This is a genomic window from Pseudoalteromonas shioyasakiensis, assembly GCF_019134595.1.
Classification (GTDB): domain Bacteria; phylum Pseudomonadota; class Gammaproteobacteria; order Enterobacterales; family Alteromonadaceae; genus Pseudoalteromonas; species Pseudoalteromonas shioyasakiensis_A.
Window position 1 is genome coordinate 161,297 of the sequence record NZ_CP077771.1, and the last position, 20,304, is coordinate 181,600.

Sequence of the window (20,304 nt, forward strand, 5' to 3'; positions counted from 1 at the left end):
AAAATTTCACACTCAATTGGTGAAAGAGCCAAGTTCAGACAATAAGACTGCTTCATCATTTATAAACAGCATTTTCATTCCGCGTCCTAAGTACATTTCTTCACTTAATTCTTGCCATTCAGTCACTTGGCCTAGTTTTTCTATTTCACTCTTTGAGTGTGGATAAACAACTGGGATATGAGCTGTACCGACAGGTCCATCTTTGATAGTGACCTCAACACGAAGCCAAATTTGCTCAACGATTGACTCTATTGGTTGAACTTCAAATTTTTCAATTTCATCAAAGCGCGCTAAATAAAACTCACCGTTGGTCCCCAAAATTTCCAAAAATGGGTTTAGTGAATCATCGATATCTCTGATTGCAGTAAGTTGCTCATTTGCTGAATTGGTTCTGAAAGACTCAACTTTGGCTGCTTTTTCAGTTGTCTCTTTTAAATCTTCTTCACGTAAAGCAATATGCATCTGTAGAAATATCTCATCGAGTTCATCTGCTTCATGAAATAGCTTAGGAGCCGCTTTACCTTCATAAAAATCTTGTCGTGCTTGCTCGGCCCTGATTAAGTGTCTTAAATTAACAGCACCTACCGCAAGTTCTGGTGATTTAGTCACCATAAAATCTAATTGTTTATCCGCTTTTTCAAGTTCACCATTAACACACAACAATTCCGTATAAGCGCTGCGAATATCAAAATTAAGAGGATCATCTTTTAGTTTTTGTGCGCAGTACTCTAATGCATCAGCTAATTTTCCATTGCGAATACACTCATGGATCTTTTTCATTTTTATTCCTTTATTTGATGATGAGGACTTAGTTCAGTCACTAATTTGATACTTGATACCATTTGATCAAGCTGAAAATGAGGTTGTAGTTGTAAGACAGAAAAGTAGTGGCCTGGCTTCGATTTATTTTCAGTCACTTTCACTTTCGCATTTGCCAAAGGATACTTACTTCTTATTTGCTCTGAGGCAGAATCCGATGCTGTTGTGTAGTTATTAACCCATGCTTGCAAGCCTTGTTCACAAGCTTGAGCTGTACTGTAAGAACCAACCCGATCACGTGCTAGGAGTTTTAAATAGTGAGCAAAACGTGACACACATAAAATATATTGCAGCATAGACGATAAGCGGGCATTTACTGTCGATGCTTCATTATCGTAGTGCTTGGCTTGCTGAGCCGAAGCATTACTATAAAAAACCAGATGCTCAGTATTAGTCACGGATGATGCTGGTATAAACCCAAGTTCAGAAAATTGCTTTTCTAATTTACTGGTCACAATCAAATCTATTGGTGGCTTGGCTTCTTTTCTGTATACATCAGTTGAAAAGTAATTTTTCGTCAACCCGGTAACGATACCTTTAGATATTTTACCTGGTTCAATGCCTCTTATTTGACCAAACCAACCACTTTCAGCATAAGCACGCACTAAAGTCGACACAAATTGGTACGCGGCGTTTCCCCATAACATGTCTGTTTCTGGTGTTGTTATTTTTTCTGTATATAAAAAGTCTAAGTGACGGGTACCGTCGTTTTTATAGGGAGCTCTGACTAAAACATGCGGCAATACAAGACCAACAAAACGCGCATCTTCCATGGCTCTAAAGCTACGCCACTTTGTATATTCGACCTGTTCAAATTGATTATATAAATCGAATTGGTAACCTAGATCAGTAAAGCTGTTTGTACCAAATAAGCTTGCTGACACAGCAGTAATAAATGGCGAAAAGGAGGCTGCGGCTACTTTCGAAATTTCTTTTAAGGTGTCTATATCGTTGTAAATTGTACCCGGTGCATTCCCGTTGGTAATTTCGTAATCACCAATCAATACACCAAAGGGCTCTCCGCCAGGGCGGTCGAACTCATTTTGATAAATTAATTGAAAGAAGCTACTTTGATCAAAATCGATTGCCTTATTAACATCTCTCGATAATGTATTCCAATCACAATCTAACAGGCGTAACTTTACTTTTTTTTCTTTATCGCTAAGTTCTGTTTGTAAAGTTAACCACCATAAATTGCGCCAGCTGGCTTCTAATTGTTGAAATGTTGAGTGATGTAAAATCTGATCTAATTGCTCAGATATAAGCGAGTCTATTTTAACAATGGTCAGTTGCAAATATGAAATGATTGACTCTTTATCCCACTGCAATGGTGAATCAGAAGAGCCTTCAAGCCATAATAACAGAGCTTTAAATGTCTCTTTTTCATTTAGAAAGCGTTCCAATAAAGCGCTATTTTCGAAGATATTTGACGCTGTATTATGAGAAAATACAGCGTCAGCTCCTATGAATGAAAACTCTTCACAATTCATTTTGCATCATCCTTAATGCAGAAAGGGTTAACCAATCTCAGGGATTTTGGCAACCAATCTAAGTGATGACGTTAACTCTTCCATTTGTAACCATGGTCTTAACCACGCAACAGCATTATAGGCACCAGGTTGACCAGGAATTTCTTTAACTGAAACTTTTGCATCTGCTAAAGGATAACGTGCTCTGATATCTTGACCACCACCCTCTGTTGCATTTACGTAAGATAGAATCCAACGATTTAACCAAGATTCAACGTCTTCTGCTTCCATGAAGCTACCGATTTTATCGCGTGCCATTACTTTTAAATAATGAGCAAAGCGAGAAGTAGCCATGAGGTAAGGCAAGCGAGCTGAAATAGCAGCATTCGCAGTTGCATCAGGCGTTGAGTAAACTTGCGGTTTTTGACAAGATTGTCCACCAAAGAACACAGCGTAATCTGTATTTTTATAATGACACAGTGGTAAGAAACCAAGCTTACTTAACTCTGCTTCACGTCGATCAGTAATACCAATCTCTGTTGGGCATTTAAGATCAGGATCACCATCATCACTCGTGAATATATGGGTAGGTAAACCTTCTACTTTACCGCCGCCCTCTGCGCCACGAATAGCAGTACAAAAACCATATTGAGAGAATGCTTTTGTCATATTCGTCGCCATCGCATAGGCAGCATTACTCCAGCAATAATCACCGTTATCAGTACTTACAGAGCGACCGGCAAGTTCATCAACTTCAAATTCTTCATAGTTGAATTCTTCAACAGGTTTAGATGCTACACCGTAAGGTAAACGAGATAAAAATCTTGGCATTGTGAGGGAAACAAAGCGAGAATCATCGCTGTCTCTAAATGAGCGCCATTTAGTGTATTCAAGAGATTCAAATACTTTTTCAAGATCTCTTGGTTTAGTGAGTTCTTCCCAACTATCAAAACCAAAGAGTGAAGGTGATGATGCCGAAATGAACGGACAGAAACCAGCAGCAGCAACGTTTGACATTAAACCAAGAGTTTCAACGTCTTCAGGGTGATTAGTAAACTCAAAATCACCAACAATAGTACCGTAAGGTTCACCACCTGGTGTACCAAACTCTGACTCGTAGATTTTTTTAAATGTTTGGCTTTGATCAAACTCAACCGCTTTACTTAAATCTTTATGAAGCTCTTTCTTCTTCATATTAAGCACACGAATTTTTAAAGTTGAACCAGTATCTGAATTCATTACCAAGTGATTCAAACCACGCCATGAACCTTCTAATTTTTGAAAGTCTTCATGGTGCATAATGACGCTGAGTTGTTTCGATATTTTTTGGTCGATCAACTGAATCGCTTCATTGAAAGTCACTGTCATGTTTTTATTCCACTGAACAGTGCCCTTTAAAGCTTCTTCAGTTAAAGTGCGTAACAGCTCTTCTGCTCGGCTTGCGTCTGTTTGTTTAGTTGCGCCAATCGCTTGAGTTAATAACGACGTTGACTCTGTCGTTGTTGCTGTGTCTAATTCTTGTGCTAGTGTTTCGGTGCTCATTTTTCAGACTCCTCTAACTTTAGCTCTTTGGCAATTGAATCAAGACTCGCCGTGTTGCTTAACACTTCTTCTAAGACATTTTCTAGCTCTTCTGAGCGGTCAATCTTAGTCATTAGGTCTCGAAGTTTATTACGTGTTTCCATTAGGTTACGTAATGGTTCAACTTGATTTACGACAGCTGCAGGCTCAAAGTCATCGATACTTTTAAAGTTGAGGTCAACACTAAATTGTGTGCCGTCATCTGTTAAAGTATTATCAACATCTAACTTTAGAGAAGGGCTCATTTTCTTTAAAACATCATTAAAGTTTTCTCTATCGATTTGAATAAAACGACGGTCTTTTAAAGGTTTTAATACTTCTTGATTATGACCTGAAAAATCGCCCATTACCCCAACCACAAAAGGCAGCTCTTTTTTTACAATTGCACCTTCAGTTTCAACGTCATAGGTAATATGTACTCTCGGTTTACGTACACGTTTTAATTTGTCATGGATACTCATTCAAAACTCCTTTTACTCGGTTTCTGTTTCGCTAACTTTGATGCCAGACAGCTTAAAGTATCCGGTCCTAGCATCACTATCGGTTATTAATTCATTTAATAATTCTGGTAGCGATAATTCGCTCCATCGAATAACTTGCTCAATGGTATAAGACATAGGTGAATGTGGCTCTGTCTTTCTAAAAAACTGTGCAATTTCTTGCAACTTGTTTATCGCATTTTCTCGGCTATTGATTTGACTATCATTTCGAGAGGGATTCTCACCTACAGATATTTCGCCTTCAACCTGCTCAATTTCATGCAGTTCTTGTATCGACTTCGCTTCAAGGGACTTAAGTTTGTCTTCACCTAAATGTAAAACTGCATTTAAGCATTCCTCGAGTGCTTGCTTAATATTTGAAGTAGGCTGCGATTGCTCTGTAGCATTATCAAGTGAACTACTCAAAGCACTAAATTCTGCAAGCGCCTCTTCAATGCCATTTTTTATATCGAGGAAAAACTCTGCTGGCGTTTCTTGGGCACTTTTCTCTATCAACTCAAAATCAATAGCCCCTTGCGCTATTTTCTTCTCTCTTTTCTCTTCATTGAGTCGAGATATATCGTAAGCTTGCTGATATTCCCAATAAGTAAATGGTTCGTAGTTTTGGCTATCGGTTAATGCAATACTTTTGATAGGGATGATCAAAGCCCCATCCCCCGCTACACCATTTAATCCAACAAGGGCAGAGACTTTGTCAGATATCTCATCACCTTCATCAAGTGATGGGTAGAGCGCCTCAAAGTGATGACTTATTAGTTCATGTGCAACGCGAAAGCCAAATGCCAAGCCCTTAAAGCCATGTACACGGCATAACGCCTCTATAAACCAAGCTAAATATTCAATGTCTTTACTTTCTGATTTTAATGCGGCACTACATTGATCCAACAAGGGCTGCCAATCACGCGCAAGAGAAGCGATGCCTTCGTCATCGACGAGTGCAAGTCGTTCAGCTGCACGTAACTGATTGCGCATATCTTTTAAGGAATAATACGTTGAGGTAGGAGACACATCAGATCTGGGCTCAATGCCCGCGAATGCACCTTCACTAATAGGAGCTATATATTCATCAAATATAAACATTCCATTGCCTTAAAAATTCCTTTTACACCTAAAATAGAGACGACGTAAAATAATACATCCCTTATTTATAATTTCAAGCTACAAAACCATTAATTAAAATTAAATTACAAAAAATAAAACAATAAAACAAACCACCATCCACATTTATTAAATAATAAGCTATTTACCCAATAACAAGGGCACAGTTAAATCATTATTAATTAATGTTTTACTATTATAATTTTCCAACTTTTCATTTTTCACCAAAATAAAAGTAACATTATCTCTTGCACCACGCACAAGAGTGGAATGAATTAAAGCCATACCTGAGTCAATGATATTTTTAGGTTCCAAAGCAATACTAATTTCCGAGTCATTTAATTCGCCGGTTAATCCATCAGAACAAAGTAAGAAGATATCATCAGTTAATAAGTCGCCTTCTACAAAGTCGACAGACAACTCATTTTGCACCCCTACCGCACGTGTAATAACATTTGCTAAAGGGTGATTTATTGCTTCTTGCTCTGTGAGTAACCCCTCATCAATTAAATCATTAATTTGGCTGTGGTCTCGAGATAACTGTAACAACCCATTCGCTCTGTAAAGGTATATTCTGCTATCACCTACCCAAATTGCTGAATACTTATTATCTTTAAAAAACAGTACTGTAACTGTTGTACCGGCCGTCTTGTTAGCCAAAAAGTCACTGCTATATTGGAGCAATTTTGTGTTGGCACTTTTTATCGCCTTGATCAACACCTCGGTCGAAATTGATGACGCAGGCAATTCTTCGACTTCAGCCTTAATAACGTCTACCACTAGCTGGCTTGCAAAATCGCCTGCTTCATGGCCTCCCATACCGTCCGCAACAACCCAAATGTTATACTTATTAAGCTCTATATAAGCATCTTCGTTTAGCTCTCGAACGACTCCGCGATGAGACACGGCATAACTAATAAAATTTTTATTCACACTCACTTACCTGGGTATAATTCCATTCCCAATGCTGCCAACGTCCATCTAGCATTGCAGCCACCTGATTTACAGGTGGTAGGCCTGCTGTCACAAATACAACAGGTTTAATATTGATAGAGCCGTGAGTCCACCATACGCTGTACTCTCCATATTTATTGAGTAATAGCGAATGCAATACATCATTTAGTGTCTCAGCACCCAATTCATCTCCTTGAAACTCAAATACAGCAGCAGATTTATTTTCATCTGGAGAAAGACTTTTACTGAACTTTTTAACTGGTGAATGACTCGTTTTAAGCGTATTCAACACCTTTTTCTGCCAAACACTCAAGTCAACACTGTCATCAAGTACAGATAACACTGCATCTTCATAATCAAGCGAAAGCTGGTTCGAGTTTAACGTAGCGATAGGTGTGCTATCGCGCTCAACAAGAACTGTAAAGGGATAATGACGACCTACAGCATCGACACTTGGCAAAAGTGTTCCCGCTTTTGCACTTTCTGTAATTAAGTTTTCAGATAATGCAAAGTGCCATACAGGACTTGTTAAATAACGCTCTTGCCACTGAGCACCCAGCTGTTCTTTACTTACTGCTATTGCAGCCTGTAACCAATGCTCCCAATTTTCTGAAAACTGTTGGCAGATCCCTTCTTGCACAAAGTCACCCAAAAATGGAACCTTGCCCAAATAGCCAATACCTATAGCCTTGTCGGACATGAAAAACTCTCTATACTTGCGTTCCAAAATGGATGTCTAATTGAGTTTGGTAATAATTCAACGGATGCATTATTACCTTGCAGTGAAAAATGCAGCTCTAAGTCACTCTGAGTTTCTGCCCGTTGAGCCTTTAAATCATCTAACATTCGATAGAAAGACCATTCGCCACTGTAGCTAGTATTGATAGTCCTGCCACCATAAGGTGGTGTAAACACAATTCTGGTTTTACTTTGGGCAACGTCTCCTGGCCAAACAATACTTTTTACTTTCGGTGGACCATGACGGTAAACCATTGACTGGCCATCAACTTCGATCATGAAGCTAGAAATTGTTTGGTCGAGTTTTATCGGCTTTAAACCAAACTCTATGCGTGGTGTATTACTGTTGCCATCGAAGAATACCTCACGAATTCTGGCTGCTTGCTCAAACATTTTAAGTGCGGATTCGCTTACACCTATGTTCTTTTCAAATCGCCAAGGGCTCTTACTGGTATCGACACTGGGTGCAATATAGGTAGTAAAGAAGTTATCAATTGTGCCCTTAGGACCAAAAAAGTCAGAGAAATCTTTAAGGTTAATTTCTTTATCTGAGTGAGGCACCAACGGGTAACGCCCTACGATTGCTGCATTGTACTCACGTAAAACACTGCTTCTCCAGATTTCGTTTAAGTGCTGATTGGCACTTTTTCTTGTGATGTTTGACGTATCTTGGCTTATATTCAACAACCAATTACTGGCTGGATAAGGCAGCCCTTTACTTTGAAACTCAAGCTCGCTCAGAAACTCTGGTTTATTTTTACCACTTAATTGGTTCTTTACAGAAGACTTAAGTAACCCACCACGGTCAAGTTGGTTTAAGTAAATATTTAGCTCTCTTAAACTTGCTTGAATTGTCTCAAGTTGCTGTGGTTCAATTTCTAAAATATCACTAAATGCTTCTTCTACTTGATAGCCTGGAAGCTTCACCTCAAATTTCGGTGTTTCATTGGGTAAGTAACGCTTAAGTCTATTAGCCTTAGTATGCATAGCGACTTCTGCTGCATTTGCAGCCACTTTGCCGGCAGCCTTTTGATTTTCCGAAATAGGCAACTTAGTCAACTGAACATTTTTTTGAACAGTTGTAATAATATTTTTTATTGGCGCTTCTGGTCCCGCTAAAACATTAGTAACGCGAACACCTTCTGTTGGTGAATTGAACTCATTTAAAGTCAGCTCATCAACAAACGAACGCCAGTAATAGATATAATCTTGAAAATACTTTTGCTCTAATTTCTTTTCGATTTCAGCTTTTGAGATATCGTATGTGTTTGCAGCTTCTTCACCGTAAACCCAACTACTTGCCATCAAGTTACCCAACATCTTGCTTTTCTCGACATTAAAAATGCCATGATAACCATTGTAGGTATATAGACCTGGGATACCTTTCATCGCGACTTCAGGGTTTTGAAAACTAAATTCTCTAGCACTTTCGTAACTTATAATGTCTGTTAATTTTATTGGTGGAATGCTGCTTTCCATAAAATCAGCTTGCAGTCTTTGATAAGCTCTTTCTGCAATTGGCAGTTTTGTTAATTCAGCTCGCGCAAGGCGAACAGCTTGATGATCAATTTCTTGCCCAGAGAAACCATGATCCAGTAATGCTCGCGTATGAGCCATAAGATCACTGCGATTAGTTACGTTTACATCCCCCGGAAGAGCCCTTTCGTAATAGGCACTAAACCAGGCAAGTAAATCATCTTGATTATAATGCTCAGGCTTAAATAACATCAGATAGCTGCGTAATGTCTCGTATAAATAACTCAAATAATCAGCTTGTTGCTCCATCTCAGATGTTAGCGCATTGAGTAAAAATGGCTCTAAGTATGTTTTTAGTGAACGCAAGTAGGCACTTTTTGAAGCCTCTGTTAGCTCTTCTACCTTACTAAAACCATAAGCCTCAAAGTCTTCAGCATTAATTTCGTTAACAGGGAAATTCTTTAGCTTGTTAAAGCGCTGATTCAAAACAAGCAAATTACTTTTATCTACCGTATTTTGGTCTAATACTTGATATTCAGCTAGCGCTTGATTTGTTTCATCTATCAAATCACTATTCCATGAAAAGCTAACAAACCAAGAAATACTTAATGCTATCAGTGTAATGCATGTCACAGCTAAGCATGACAAGCGTAGCCACTTGCTTTGCTTTTCATGATGTTTGTTGGTACTTGCTAAGTTTTGCTCAGGAAAAATAACGCTTTCTAATAAACGCTTTATAAAGAAGCTTCTCGTTTGATTGATATAGTCTTTTTTCGTTGAATTTTGTTCAGTCAGCAAATTAGAAGGTGTTCCTTCTTGCGTTGCACTGGTAAGGTATACACCACGAAATATTGGCAGACTTTCATAGGCATTTGGTGTAAATATTTCTTTTAAAAAAGAGTAGCCTACACTTTGAAGCGCACGAAGTTGCTTTGGAAACTCAAACACTTTTGAACGGTTCGTTAGATCATGTTCATTAATCAAACGTCGATTTAATAACGAGGTTAAATTTGAAATTAACCCATGAAATTCTTTGTTAAACACTTCTATTTGATTGTCAGAATCTGCATCAAGTTCAAAAGTAACCCCCCAAACTTGCTCCGTTTCTTCATCACTAAGCTCACTAAAAAATTCTCTAAAGCCTTCAACTAAGTCGACTTTTGAAAAAATAACATAAACGGGAAAAGTCATGCCTAGCTGCCCTTGAAGCTCCTGCAGGCGTTGTTTTATCGCACGGGCATGCAAGTTACGCTCTGTTTTAGTTTGGTTCATCAGTTCGGATATACCCATACTGATGATCACCCCATTTACAGGTCGTTTGGGGCGGTATTTTCTAAGTAGTCCTAAAAACCCTTGCCATGCTTTGGAGTCATGTAAAGCATGGCTATTTTGTGTAGTGTAACGCCCTGCGGTATCAATAATCACAGCTTTGTTGGTAAACCACCAATCACAATTACGCGTACCACCAACACCGTGAATTAAGTCAGTACCTAGCTTCTCCTTTAAAGGGAAATCAAGACCTGAGTTATTAATGAAGTTTGTTTTACCTGACCCCGGTGGGCCAATCATGATATACCAAGGAAGCTGATAGATATTACGACCATTAAAAAGCTTAGCATCCTTCAATAACTCAATCGCCTCAACCATACGAGTTTTTAAGGTTTTAATCTCTTCTTGGACCTCATCTGCTGAATTAGCATCAACTTCAATCAGCTCTTCAGTCATGCTAGTATTTCGCTTGTTTTGATTTCTAAACTCAACTAGTTTAACAACCGTATATACTAGTAAAATTGCTAAAACAGTGATGGCACGAGCGGCGACACTTTCAAATGGTTTATAATCGGCAATTGCAATCAGTGGACCACCAAACCAAATAAGTAAGAAAAGAGCTAGAAAGCCAACTACAATCATTACCTTACGAGAAGTAGCAGCGTACATAGCGCGCTTGCACTTTTGAATAAAACTCATCACAACTCCATTAAAACAGTAAGTCGATTTCAATTCGGCGGTTTAATGCCTTATCTGAATTCGTATTGCTCACTAAAGGCTCTGCAGAACCTTTTCCTTCTGGCCATAACCTTCCCATTAAGCCTGTATTCTTAGCCATTGAATTTGCTACTTGTGTAGCTCTAGCTAAGGATAAATGCCAATTAGAAGGATACCGATTGGTACTTATTGGACTATCGTCGGTATGACCTGTGATTAAGATTTTGCCTTTTGTCCCTTCAAGGCTAAGTGCTAACTTCTCTAAAATTGGTTGGAAAGATGGCAAAAGTGTTGCTTCACCAGAGTTAAACAAACTTTCGTTATTTATTGTTATTCTGATTCTGTCTGTTTGTTGCTCAACGCTGACTATGCCGCGTTGTATTTCTGTGTGTAATAACTGAGTTAACAAGTCGAGTTGCTTACTTTTATTACCTTCAACTTGTGAAGATGACAAAGGATGAACTAACTTCAAATTTTCAGCCGTTGCGTCAACTTGCTCATTAAGACGCATGTTAAAAAACAAATATACCGCAAGTGCAATTAAAGCAAGAACCGATATCACAACCCAGAGCGGAATTTGGTTTCTGAGTTCTACACCTGCTGCAACACGGCTTTTCCAGCTAGGTGTTAAAAATTGACTATGCGGCCCGTCCAACTGATTGAGGATGTGATAAATTCTATTGCGGTAATCTTCTAGCTTACTTTCACCGCTTGCCGCTACTCGAAACTTCCCCTTAAAACCTAAATTTAAACAGTGGTATTGTAACTCTAGAAAGTTTCGATTCGTTTCTGGGTGTGCTAACGCTTCATCAAGCAAAGTAAAAAAGTATTCACCACCAAACGTTTCTTTATGAAAAGTGGATAATAAGCTCTCTTCAGCCCACTCCAATGAACTCCACTTTGCATTTAATACTGCTTCATCAATTGCAGCGCACAAACAATAACGCGCATTACTGATAATCGTCAGCTCAATTGATTTTGCACGTAGATTCGTTTCAAAGCGCTTTATCGATTCAATAGCACGATGCTTTAGAGCCGCTAAACTGTCAATTTGCGACGACTGATTAATAAAAATGATCAATGATAAGCTATCATTAGCAGCATCGAGTAACTCATTTTTAAAAATTGAAACAGAACTGACATTCGCCTTTTCAGGTGAAGAGTGACTAAAGGAGACAACGGTTTTGTCACTCGTAGCCTTAGATACTTCTGAATTTGACGTGTCTCGGCTCAAACGTCCTGGACGTGGTTTAATTATTGTTTCATCCATTGAAACGCTTCCTTTATTAGCTTCTAATTGCCCAAAGAATTAAGTTTAAATCAGGGTAATTACCCGATAAATGAATAGCGATACCCCCACTGGTTGTTAGTTTGCTCCAGTGTTCACTGTTTTTATTAAGCTCAAAATAATGATATCCAGCATGGTAAGGTACTTGACGAGGCGCTGTAGGTAATCCATTTATTGAGATCCCTGGCAGCTGGTTATTTACTAGGTCTCGAATCGACTCTACGCTACCAATTTTAATTTGCGAAGGTAGCAACTTTCGTAATTCTTCATGGGGAATACTCGCTTTGACAGCTAGTACGAATTGAGCTGAGTCAAGAATCGACTTATCTCTTAATGCACCGAATGAGATACCAAACTTGCTTTGTTCTAACTTAATTTCAGTAGCTGTTTGTTCAATCACTTGGCTTAGTGATTGGTAAAGGAAGTTTACAACTTCTGCAAAAACAAACTGTAAATTTGCATGGTCATATTTTGGAAGTTGCGGCACCCGTTTATTCACAGCACTAAATGTTGCAAGTTCTCCAGCTAACTCAATTAGTCGCGCATAAAGCTCTCTCGGGTGAACACGAGAATGCGTTAGTAGGCTTTGAAAAATAGCATCATACTTATTAAGTGTTTGTAGCATCAAAAAATCAGCCACGGATGTGCTACCTGCATACCCTTGGCAAAGTCTCACCGCGATACTTTCAGCACGTTGCTTTATTAAACCAGAAACTTCTCTGACAAGCGCTGTCAGAGGCTTATTACTGGTAACAAACAAACTAGGAGGAATATACTTAGAATCAAGTTTTATTGCTCCCTCATTGGATACTTCTGTATTTTTGCGAGCGGTAGCAATACATAACCCGATGTATCATCAGACATTAACATCAATCGGCTGTGAAGCTTTGCTACTTGGATTACTTCTTGAGCCTGGGAGCCTAAACTGTCATCACTAACGGATAAGTCTGCAATCCTATAACGCGTCACTAATTCATCTTCATTAGAAGAGATGTTGATTCCACTTCCTTTCAAGGCTGGGATTGCAAGGCATATAATTTCATCATAGGCACTTTTAGCTACCACTAAGGGGTCAGGAAGAAACTCATCACTTGGCATCTGAATTGGGCATAAATCTGGCGAAATAGCTGACAATTTATCAATAGCAAATTGACCGGTTACAAGTAATTCACTATCAATCTCAAGCTCAATGACTCCCCATGAGTCAGGAACAGTACCCTCTACTACCCTTCTAATTACACTAGAAACATGCTTATCTGCTTGTTGAAAGTGCTGGGGCCTTAAGAACATTCCTTCTGTCCATGCGACCCGCGTGTAATCACTCATGTTTATTCCTTAATCTTTCATATATACAGCTAACGACTCAACATTTACGTCAATGTCATCATAGCCAGTTGGGTCAACCTCTATCACAGCTCGCCAACGGGCCTTCTCAATATCTCTGTAAGCGACTACAACACCAACAAAACGAGTGTTTCTGTTTAAGTTCATTTTGTATTCAATGTTTGCAGAAGGTTGTAATTCGAGTTCATCTTTTTTAAGAAGATCAGGTCCAAGTACTGCTTCAGGGTTTTCATATAAGCTAAAAAAATCTTGTGTATCAAAAATGGTGCGAGAGCTCAGTTCAAACACTTTATAAACAACAGGTGAAGGACGACCAGAGATATCTGGGTTCACATCTGAGGCCACTGAAATGTTTAAATCAGTAGATGGGGGCACAAACTTGTTTACCGTTGTACAGGCTGTTAAAAATACCCATAAAGCACCTACAAAAGTAAGCTTGAACTTCAACATTGCATTATTCCTTTTTTGTAATACAACTAATTTCCAACATTGTATGCCTTCAGAAAATCATCAGAAAATGCTAAAACACCTTTAGCTTTAACATCATCTGCAATGTCAGCATACAATTCGTTATATATACGCCAGCTAGAAGCTCCACCATAAGTTGGCAATGAGCTAAGAAAACCACCATTACTGCTTTGCGCTTTTATGCCATGAGGTGATAATTGCTCTAAAAGGCCATTAAGCGCACCAGTTGTTCCGGCTAATAATCCTTGTTCATGAAGCTTTATATCTACAAAACTTTCTTTAACTGCTTCATTCGCTGGCAAAAAACTTGCACTGTTACGAACAAAAAGATTCTGCATAACATCATCAATGGTTGCTGAAAATTTAAGCGGGTTATTCTGTTCAACTTTAAACGTTGTGTGATTCAATTTAAGTTGGTTCTTAATATTTGTCCGTTGGCGAATCAAATCCATCGAGCCTTCAAGGAACAACTTAAAGCACTCGCCCATATGCTGCCATGTATCTTCACTTTGCAGCTCTGCTGAAAGCTTTTCATTTATACTTAAGCCATTTAAAAATGAAGAGATTAACTTCGATGAGTTAGGATTTTGATTATCTTCTATTGGCACACTAACTGAGGCGTTATTTGCAGCCATTGCTCTATTGCCACTATTAAACGACTTACTATCATTAACGGCTGTAGTGCTACTTACAGGCTCTTTTGCCGGCGGTACAGGCATGCTATTTTCTTTTTCTTCTACCGTAGCTGATAGTTGTGCTAGATCATCCCAGTCTTCTGGAATCGGTTGAGTAAGGCTTTGTTGTGAAAAGGTGTCAATATTATCACTCGGCGTTTTCTGAAAAGTTGGCGCGACCATTGCCTCTTCAAGTTCATTTGCACTGCCATAAGTCATTTGCTGTTCAACAAAACCATTAATATCATCGCTTGAGTTTTTTGGCATTTCCGATGGCAAGGAATTGAAAGAATTGATTTGTGGCTCAAAATCTTGAACTTGGTTAGCTTGCTGTAGAGTTGATTCTATTTGAAAATCACCAATAGTGAGAATGTCACCATCATTTAGACGATGTTTATTTTCTTTTCCTAACGGTGAAACTGAAAAGTTTATAAACAATCCATTGGTAGAGTAGTCATACACGTAGAATCCATCGGTCTCTTTGACTATTTTACCATGACGCCCTGATATTACTTTTTCAGGATCAGGTAAATACCAATCGCACTCTTCTGAACGACCAAAAATTAATTCATTTTTTACTACTTTTTTCGCATCTATCTCAGGAGAGAGCCTGTGATAACTGGTAACATTTAGAATCACTTCCATTTGATTGTTAGTCCCATAAATACAAACATTCTATTAGGATAAAATACTTCACCGAATAAAGTCAACGCGGAAAAATACCCAAAAATAAAATTTAAAATAGTTTTAAAAAACAGAATAAAAAGGATAAAACAAATAACCAATTCTGAAACTAAACCTTAAGTACCAGTTCATTAATATAAACTGAATGATTGCTTATTGGTGTATTTTTTGTAAAATATGACACCAGTCAAAAGGATATTGATTTTTATAAAAGGAATTATAATGACTGCTGAAAATGATAAAACACGTATTGCTTCCATAAAAAATAAAAATGCAGTACCGAAAGAAAGTAAGCTTCACTTAATTGGTAAATATCTAGCTAAGCGCTATTTGATTGAAGAATTGATTGGCGAAGGCGGAATGGGTTATATTTATCGAGCACGAGATACATATCTAAATACTAATTCTAATCAAGACGATATCGTCGCTATCAAAGTATTGCACCCAGAGTTAGCAGATTCTGAAGATGCGCTATTGTTGTTGAAAGATGAAACAATAAAAACGCGCTCTCTTTCTCACCCTAACATTGTCAAAGTGTTTTCAGCATCTTCAAGTGACAACTATCATTTCGTTGTAATGGAATGGATTGAAGGTGAAACTCTTGAACAGTTGATCAAAAGAAACAAGCCTAGTGGATTATCTCAAAAAAGAGCTAAACCAATTTTAAATCAACTGATTGATGCCCTTACTTATGCGCACTCAAAAGGAATCGTTCATAGCGACCTAAAGCCTTCAAACATTATTCTTGATTCGCAAGGAAACTTAAAAATTTTGGATTTTGGGATTGCAAAAACCAATCTTCAAGAAGATATATACGCAGCCCCTGCAAACAATGAGCAACCAAACAGCAATGGTTACACCCCTACATATGCAAGCCCCGAACAGTTAAATGGAGACAAATCTTCAGCTAAAGACGATATATTTGCATTTGGTTGTATTGCATTTGAGCTATTAACGAGCAAGCACCCATACAACAGAGTCGCTGCAAATCAAGTAGCAAAAGAAACAAGTGTAAAAAAACCTAGGAACTGTTCACTAAGTGTTTGGCTTAAAATCAAAAAATGCCTCTCACTTGATGCCGCAAAACGCCCTAAATCATTGATCGAAGTTAGGTCTGAACTAAACAACAATAGTACATCTTTATTAATCCATGCCGCTTGCTACACATTACTCCTTGGAGCTGCTGGGTATCAGTTTTTATCTCAAAGCGATAAACAGCAATTGATTGAAGCAAACTATCAAAACTCGCTTGCAAAAGTAGAACAACTTGAAACATGGATGAATTGGCCTAGTGATGACTTACCGCAACGTTTAAATGAGATTCCTCCACAATACAAAGTATTAAAAGAAGGTCTTTTAGCTGTTCATCAAAGTAAAGTCGTGGAAAAATTTACTAAGCAAGTTGATAACTTACCAAAAACAGCCATAAATACAAGGGCCTACGATGATGCTATTGATATTTATGACGAAGCAAAAAAAATCTATCCCGATTCAGAAACATTAAATAACAAGCTCGAAAGTTTACTTACTGAAAGGCAGTCGATCCTATCTGATCTTAGTTATCGTTTAGATGTACTGTTATCGCAATCTAGATATGATGAAAGTGGAGAAAACAATATTCACAGCCTTGTATCTCAATTAAAAATTATCGACGCTAGTTATAGTTATGTACCTAACCAAGAACATATAAATAATTTCAAAATGGCCGTTTTAACGTCTATTGAAAATGAAGATTTCGTCGCGCAAAAAACGTTACTTGATGTCGGTGAATTAGTTTTTTCAAATACTTCAGAACTTGAACCACTCGTTACGGCATTGCAAAAAAAAGAGTCAGCCATGGTTGCATTAGCTGAGTATAAGAGAAAAACAAATGAAGGGATGACTGTCAGTTATCCTGACGATGATGCCAAAATATTTTATCAAGAAAAGTTAGAAAAGTTTAATACTCAACTTGCCGATGTTTCTGACTATAAACAACTTATGGAATTTGATGAATCATTTAGTAAGGAAGCTGAAATTTTCCCCGAATCTTTTGAGCCCATTTTACTAATCAAAGATCAAATAGCGACGACTTATATTTCTATGGCGAGTAGCTTAATGAAACGAAAAATGTACAGAACAGCCGAAAGACTTGTCGAGCGTAGCGAAGAAATTAGAAAGAGCCTAGAAAATAAAATCTAGTTCAGAATGTTAAATAATCAAACGTCAGGGAAGAGTGAATTTGCACAGTTATATTTTTGAACGCCATTCTTTTTCTTTAACGTTTAATAAATAGTGTAATTTAATGGAGTAATTATGAAAAAATTAAGTCTTGCCTGTGCATTAATGATACTTGCTGGCTGTTCATCAACCACTGAAGTTTCGCCAGAACCGGAGCCTATTGTAGAGCCTGTAGCTGAAGTGATAGAAGAAATGCCTGTAACTTCATTAACCGTCGTTACTACACCTAACGATGCCCGTGTTCGTATTATGAATATTAAACCCGTATACGAAGATGGTATCGAACTTGATGATGGTAAATACGATATTGAAGTTACAAAACCTGGCTATTTAACCTATCGCAAGTGGATTGTTGTAGATAAGAAAACAATATTGACTGTAGACCTTGCCAGCATAGAGTCTAATCAAGTGACTCAATAATGTAAAAATTACTTCCCACCAAAGGAAAGCAACTGCTTTCCTTTTTTTATCTACTTTTAAATTAACTGCAAATAATACAGTGACGACAGTACACTGCCATTAACAATAATTGTTAACCAAAGTACGGCAATAAAACTGCGTTTTTTAGATTTGTGTCTTAACCATTGCTGTGCAATTAATGAACCTGGCCAGCCACCGATTAACCCTAAAATATGCAGTGTACGCTCAGGTACTCTTATCACATTCTCGCCATGTTGCATCGCTAAACGTTTATCCCAGCCATATACCAAAAAGCTTATTAAGCTCGCTACGCTGTAAGTGCTTGCAATAAAGAAGGTAATATTAAGTTGCCACGATACCAACCATAGCAGCGCTAAGAACAACAATGAAAATGTAATTAATGTTTTCTTAATCAATGAACTATCACCTATACTCTGCAAAACAAATTAATTTTATCGGGGCGCTATTATGGCATACCTAAAATCACTTTTACTATCAATCTGCCTATGTTCGCTTTCTGTTATGGCAGCAGAGCAACAACTTGATGATAAGCTAAAAGTGTTTGAGCCTTACTTAGGCACGTGGCAGTCAGACTTTAATGTCGCAGCAGGTAAACCTGCGGTGCAAGATGTGAGTACCTGGCAACGCGCGCTAAATGGCACGGCGATTAAAACCATTCACTCTATCAATGAAGGTGAATATGGTGGTGAGTCGATGATTTTTTGGGACAATAAAAAGCAGTCTTTGGTGTTTTATTACTTTACTACGGCAGGGTTTTATACTCAAGGTACTATGAATGTACTTAGCCCTACTCAGTTTGTTGCTTATGAGAATGTAACGGGTAATAAAGAAGGGATCACTAAGGTCAAATCGACAAGCGAGTTTAAAGACAACAGCTTTGTGGTGTCGACCTCTTACCTTAAAAAAGGCCAGTGGACAAAACCCGATACCCGAACTTACACCCGCAGCGAAAAAACAGTTAAATTTAAATAAAAGCTTTGAAAAAGGGTAAGGCGTTTATCACCTTACCCTTTTTTATCAATGCCTAAAGTCAGCCATTAATGCCGGAATACCTGGCAGCATCCCCACTATTGCCATCACAGTTGTTAAGATAACAAACATCACTAATGGAATGATCCAACGGCTCATTGGAGACAGCTCAGAGCTTCGCTCTTTACAACCAATTAAGCCCAGATTGTCGAGCAACATAGTTAATGACCAGCCAAATGCAGGATTCACTAAAGTAGATGAAAACACCACAATAGCAGCCGATTGCGTAGTTTTACCTTCGCGGGTCATTTCCATACCCGCTTCTAGAAGTGGGATAAACACACCAACTATTAGCGCGACGCATAACACAGGTTGCCAAATTGCTAAATCCATTGGGTAGCCCCAAATACTGGCAATGATACAAAATAATGCCGTTAATACCGCACCCGCAGGAATTGGGCGTTTAGCGATAGCTGCTGGCACGATGTAGGTGCCCCATGAAGAGGTAAAGTTAGAGCCGCCTAACAATGAACCAAACGTTTGGCGAATTGAAGCACTAAACATGGTATCGTCAATGTTCATTTGTACTTTTTCAGTGCGTTCTGGGTAACTAATTTTTTGGAATACTTGATGCCCTAAAAAGTCAGGTGACCACATTGCAACCGCAAGCACCGCGAATGGCAATACCACAACAAAGCTCTCTAGGGTTGGTAAACCCAACATCCAACCAGTGTTTTCACCCCACCAATACATTGGGTTCATATTTGGTAAGCCCGGTGCTGTTTTAAACTCAAACGGCGCACCCAGTAAAAATGCGATTAAACCGCCAAGTAAACAGCTTAATGGTACGGCTAACCAACGCTTTTTGTAGTGCTCAAGTAAGGCATACAACACGATAGTCGACAAGATCACAATGAAAGCGATATGGGTCATATCAATGCCTTCAGCCCATGCAAACAGCTTTTTAACCTGCGAAATCGTGCCGATAAAACCAAGGTAGAGCAGTAAACCGCCACACACACCTCGGCTAGTTAAGCCCGCCAGTAAACTCCCGCCTTTACTAAGCGCGAGTAATAGACCAAACGCCCCTATCAGTAAACCAAAGGCCATTGGGTGACCACCCGCTGCAACCACTATCGGGATCAATGGAATAAGCGGCCCATGCGTACCCGCTAAGTTTGCTGTTGGTAAAAAGAAGCCTGAAAATAATAAAATGAAGATCGATACAATTAACAGTTCATAACGCACGTTTTCTAGAATAAAGCCTTCACCTAAGCCTAGTGGCGCTGCAAACGTTGCAGCAATTGCCCCCACCATGACCACCTTGCCTATGGTCCCTGCCATAGCAGGGATAGAGTCTTCTAATTCAAACCGATAATCACGAAATGGTAAGTTAGGTCGCCAGCGCTTAGGCTGCATAATTTGTAATTCGTGTTCAAGGTATTCGTCACGACTCGAAAATTCACTGCTGGGTTTATGAAGTGCTTGATAGCTTTGCTGGTCGGTATGAGTATCCGATCCTTGTTCAGCAGGCGTTATTGACGCTGATTGCTGCCTCGTATTCATGAGTTCTCCTACTGCCTATCTTGAAAAAT

16 protein-coding genes and 1 pseudogene are annotated in these 20,304 nt (G+C 38.6%); 3 read left to right on the forward strand and 14 right to left on the reverse strand.

Annotated elements, in window-relative coordinates; translation table 11 throughout:
• Positions 1 to 12 precede the first annotated feature (12 nt).
• The 12 genes and pseudogenes from KQP93_RS18225 to tagH form a co-directional block, all read right to left on the reverse strand.
• Positions 13 to 780, reverse strand: a complete 768-nt coding sequence (locus tag KQP93_RS18225; protein WP_217877246.1) for a type VI secretion system accessory protein TagJ — start codon at positions 778 to 780, stop codon at positions 13 to 15.
• A gap of 2 nt (positions 781 to 782) precedes the next feature.
• Complete coding sequence (gene tssC, locus KQP93_RS18230) at positions 783 to 2,309, reverse strand: type VI secretion system contractile sheath large subunit (protein WP_217877247.1); 1,527 nt, start codon at positions 2,307 to 2,309, stop codon at positions 783 to 785.
• 27 nt (positions 2,310 to 2,336) lie between these two features.
• Positions 2,337 to 3,830, reverse strand: a complete 1,494-nt coding sequence (tssC, locus tag KQP93_RS18235) for a type VI secretion system contractile sheath large subunit (protein WP_217877248.1) — start codon at positions 3,828 to 3,830, stop codon at positions 2,337 to 2,339.
• Complete coding sequence (gene tssB / locus KQP93_RS18240) at positions 3,827 to 4,330, reverse strand: type VI secretion system contractile sheath small subunit (RefSeq protein ID WP_217877249.1); 504 nt, start codon at positions 4,328 to 4,330, stop codon at positions 3,827 to 3,829. The genes tssC (KQP93_RS18235) and tssB overlap by 4 nt, the downstream gene beginning before the upstream one ends.
• A gap of 12 nt (positions 4,331 to 4,342) precedes the next feature.
• Positions 4,343 to 5,449, reverse strand: a complete 1,107-nt coding sequence (gene tssA, locus KQP93_RS18245) for a type VI secretion system protein TssA (RefSeq protein WP_217877250.1) — start codon at positions 5,447 to 5,449, stop codon at positions 4,343 to 4,345.
• A 159-nt stretch (positions 5,450 to 5,608) separates the two neighbouring features.
• Complete coding sequence (locus KQP93_RS18250; protein ID WP_217877251.1) at positions 5,609 to 6,400, reverse strand: PP2C family protein-serine/threonine phosphatase; 792 nt, start codon at positions 6,398 to 6,400, stop codon at positions 5,609 to 5,611.
• Positions 6,393 to 7,121, reverse strand: a complete 729-nt coding sequence (gene tagF / locus KQP93_RS18255; protein ID WP_217877252.1) for a type VI secretion system-associated protein TagF — start codon at positions 7,119 to 7,121, stop codon at positions 6,393 to 6,395. The genes KQP93_RS18250 and tagF overlap by 8 nt, the downstream gene beginning before the upstream one ends.
• Positions 7,103 to 10,603, reverse strand: a complete 3,501-nt coding sequence (gene tssM / locus KQP93_RS18260) for a type VI secretion system membrane subunit TssM (protein ID WP_217877253.1) — start codon at positions 10,601 to 10,603, stop codon at positions 7,103 to 7,105. Before tssM ends, tagF begins: the two co-directional genes overlap by 19 nt.
• Positions 10,604 to 10,613: 10 nt before the next feature.
• Positions 10,614 to 11,891 carry a type VI secretion system protein TssL, long form gene (gene tssL, locus KQP93_RS18265; RefSeq protein ID WP_217877254.1) on the reverse strand — a complete coding sequence of 426 codons (1,278 nt, stop codon included), beginning with the start codon at positions 11,889 to 11,891 and terminating at the stop codon, positions 10,614 to 10,616.
• Between the two features lie 16 nt (positions 11,892 to 11,907).
• Positions 11,908 to 13,235, reverse strand: a pseudogene (tssK, locus tag KQP93_RS18270) (type VI secretion system baseplate subunit TssK).
• A gap of 9 nt (positions 13,236 to 13,244) precedes the next feature.
• A complete protein-coding gene (tssJ, locus tag KQP93_RS18275) occupies positions 13,245 to 13,703 on the reverse strand; it encodes a type VI secretion system lipoprotein TssJ (RefSeq protein WP_105181720.1) in 459 nt (152 codons plus the stop codon).
• A gap of 26 nt (positions 13,704 to 13,729) precedes the next feature.
• Positions 13,730 to 15,040 carry a type VI secretion system-associated FHA domain protein TagH gene (tagH, locus tag KQP93_RS18280; protein ID WP_217877255.1) on the reverse strand — a complete coding sequence of 437 codons (1,311 nt, stop codon included), beginning with the start codon at positions 15,038 to 15,040 and terminating at the stop codon, positions 13,730 to 13,732.
• Positions 15,041 to 15,301: 261 nt separating this feature from the next.
• Between tagH and KQP93_RS18285 the strand changes: the two genes are divergently transcribed.
• Both KQP93_RS18285 and KQP93_RS18290 read left to right on the forward strand, forming a co-directional pair.
• Positions 15,302 to 17,260, forward strand: coding sequence for a serine/threonine-protein kinase (locus tag KQP93_RS18285; RefSeq protein ID WP_217877256.1), 1,959 nt, complete (start codon positions 15,302 to 15,304; stop codon positions 17,258 to 17,260).
• Between the two features lie 114 nt (positions 17,261 to 17,374).
• A complete protein-coding gene (locus tag KQP93_RS18290) occupies positions 17,375 to 17,719 on the forward strand; it encodes a PEGA domain-containing protein (protein ID WP_217877257.1) in 345 nt (114 codons plus the stop codon).
• Positions 17,720 to 17,775: 56 nt separating this feature from the next.
• Here KQP93_RS18290 and KQP93_RS18295 read toward each other — a convergent pair whose 3' ends face one another.
• Positions 17,776 to 18,135: a DUF1294 domain-containing protein gene (locus KQP93_RS18295; RefSeq protein WP_217877258.1), complete on the reverse strand. Its 360-nt coding sequence runs from the start codon at positions 18,133 to 18,135 to the stop codon at positions 17,776 to 17,778.
• Between the two features lie 52 nt (positions 18,136 to 18,187).
• Between KQP93_RS18295 and KQP93_RS18300 the strand changes: the two genes are divergently transcribed.
• The gene (locus tag KQP93_RS18300) at positions 18,188 to 18,712 is read left to right on the forward strand and encodes a hypothetical protein (RefSeq protein ID WP_217877259.1); all 525 of its coding nucleotides are present in this window, start codon (positions 18,188 to 18,190) and stop codon (positions 18,710 to 18,712) included.
• Positions 18,713 to 18,757: 45 nt separating this feature from the next.
• Here KQP93_RS18300 and KQP93_RS18305 read toward each other — a convergent pair whose 3' ends face one another.
• Positions 18,758 to 20,275 (reverse strand): DUF3360 family protein, encoded by a 1,518-nt coding sequence (locus KQP93_RS18305; protein ID WP_217877260.1) that lies wholly within the window; start codon positions 20,273 to 20,275, stop codon positions 18,758 to 18,760.
• Positions 20,276 to 20,304: the final 29 nt, after the last annotated feature.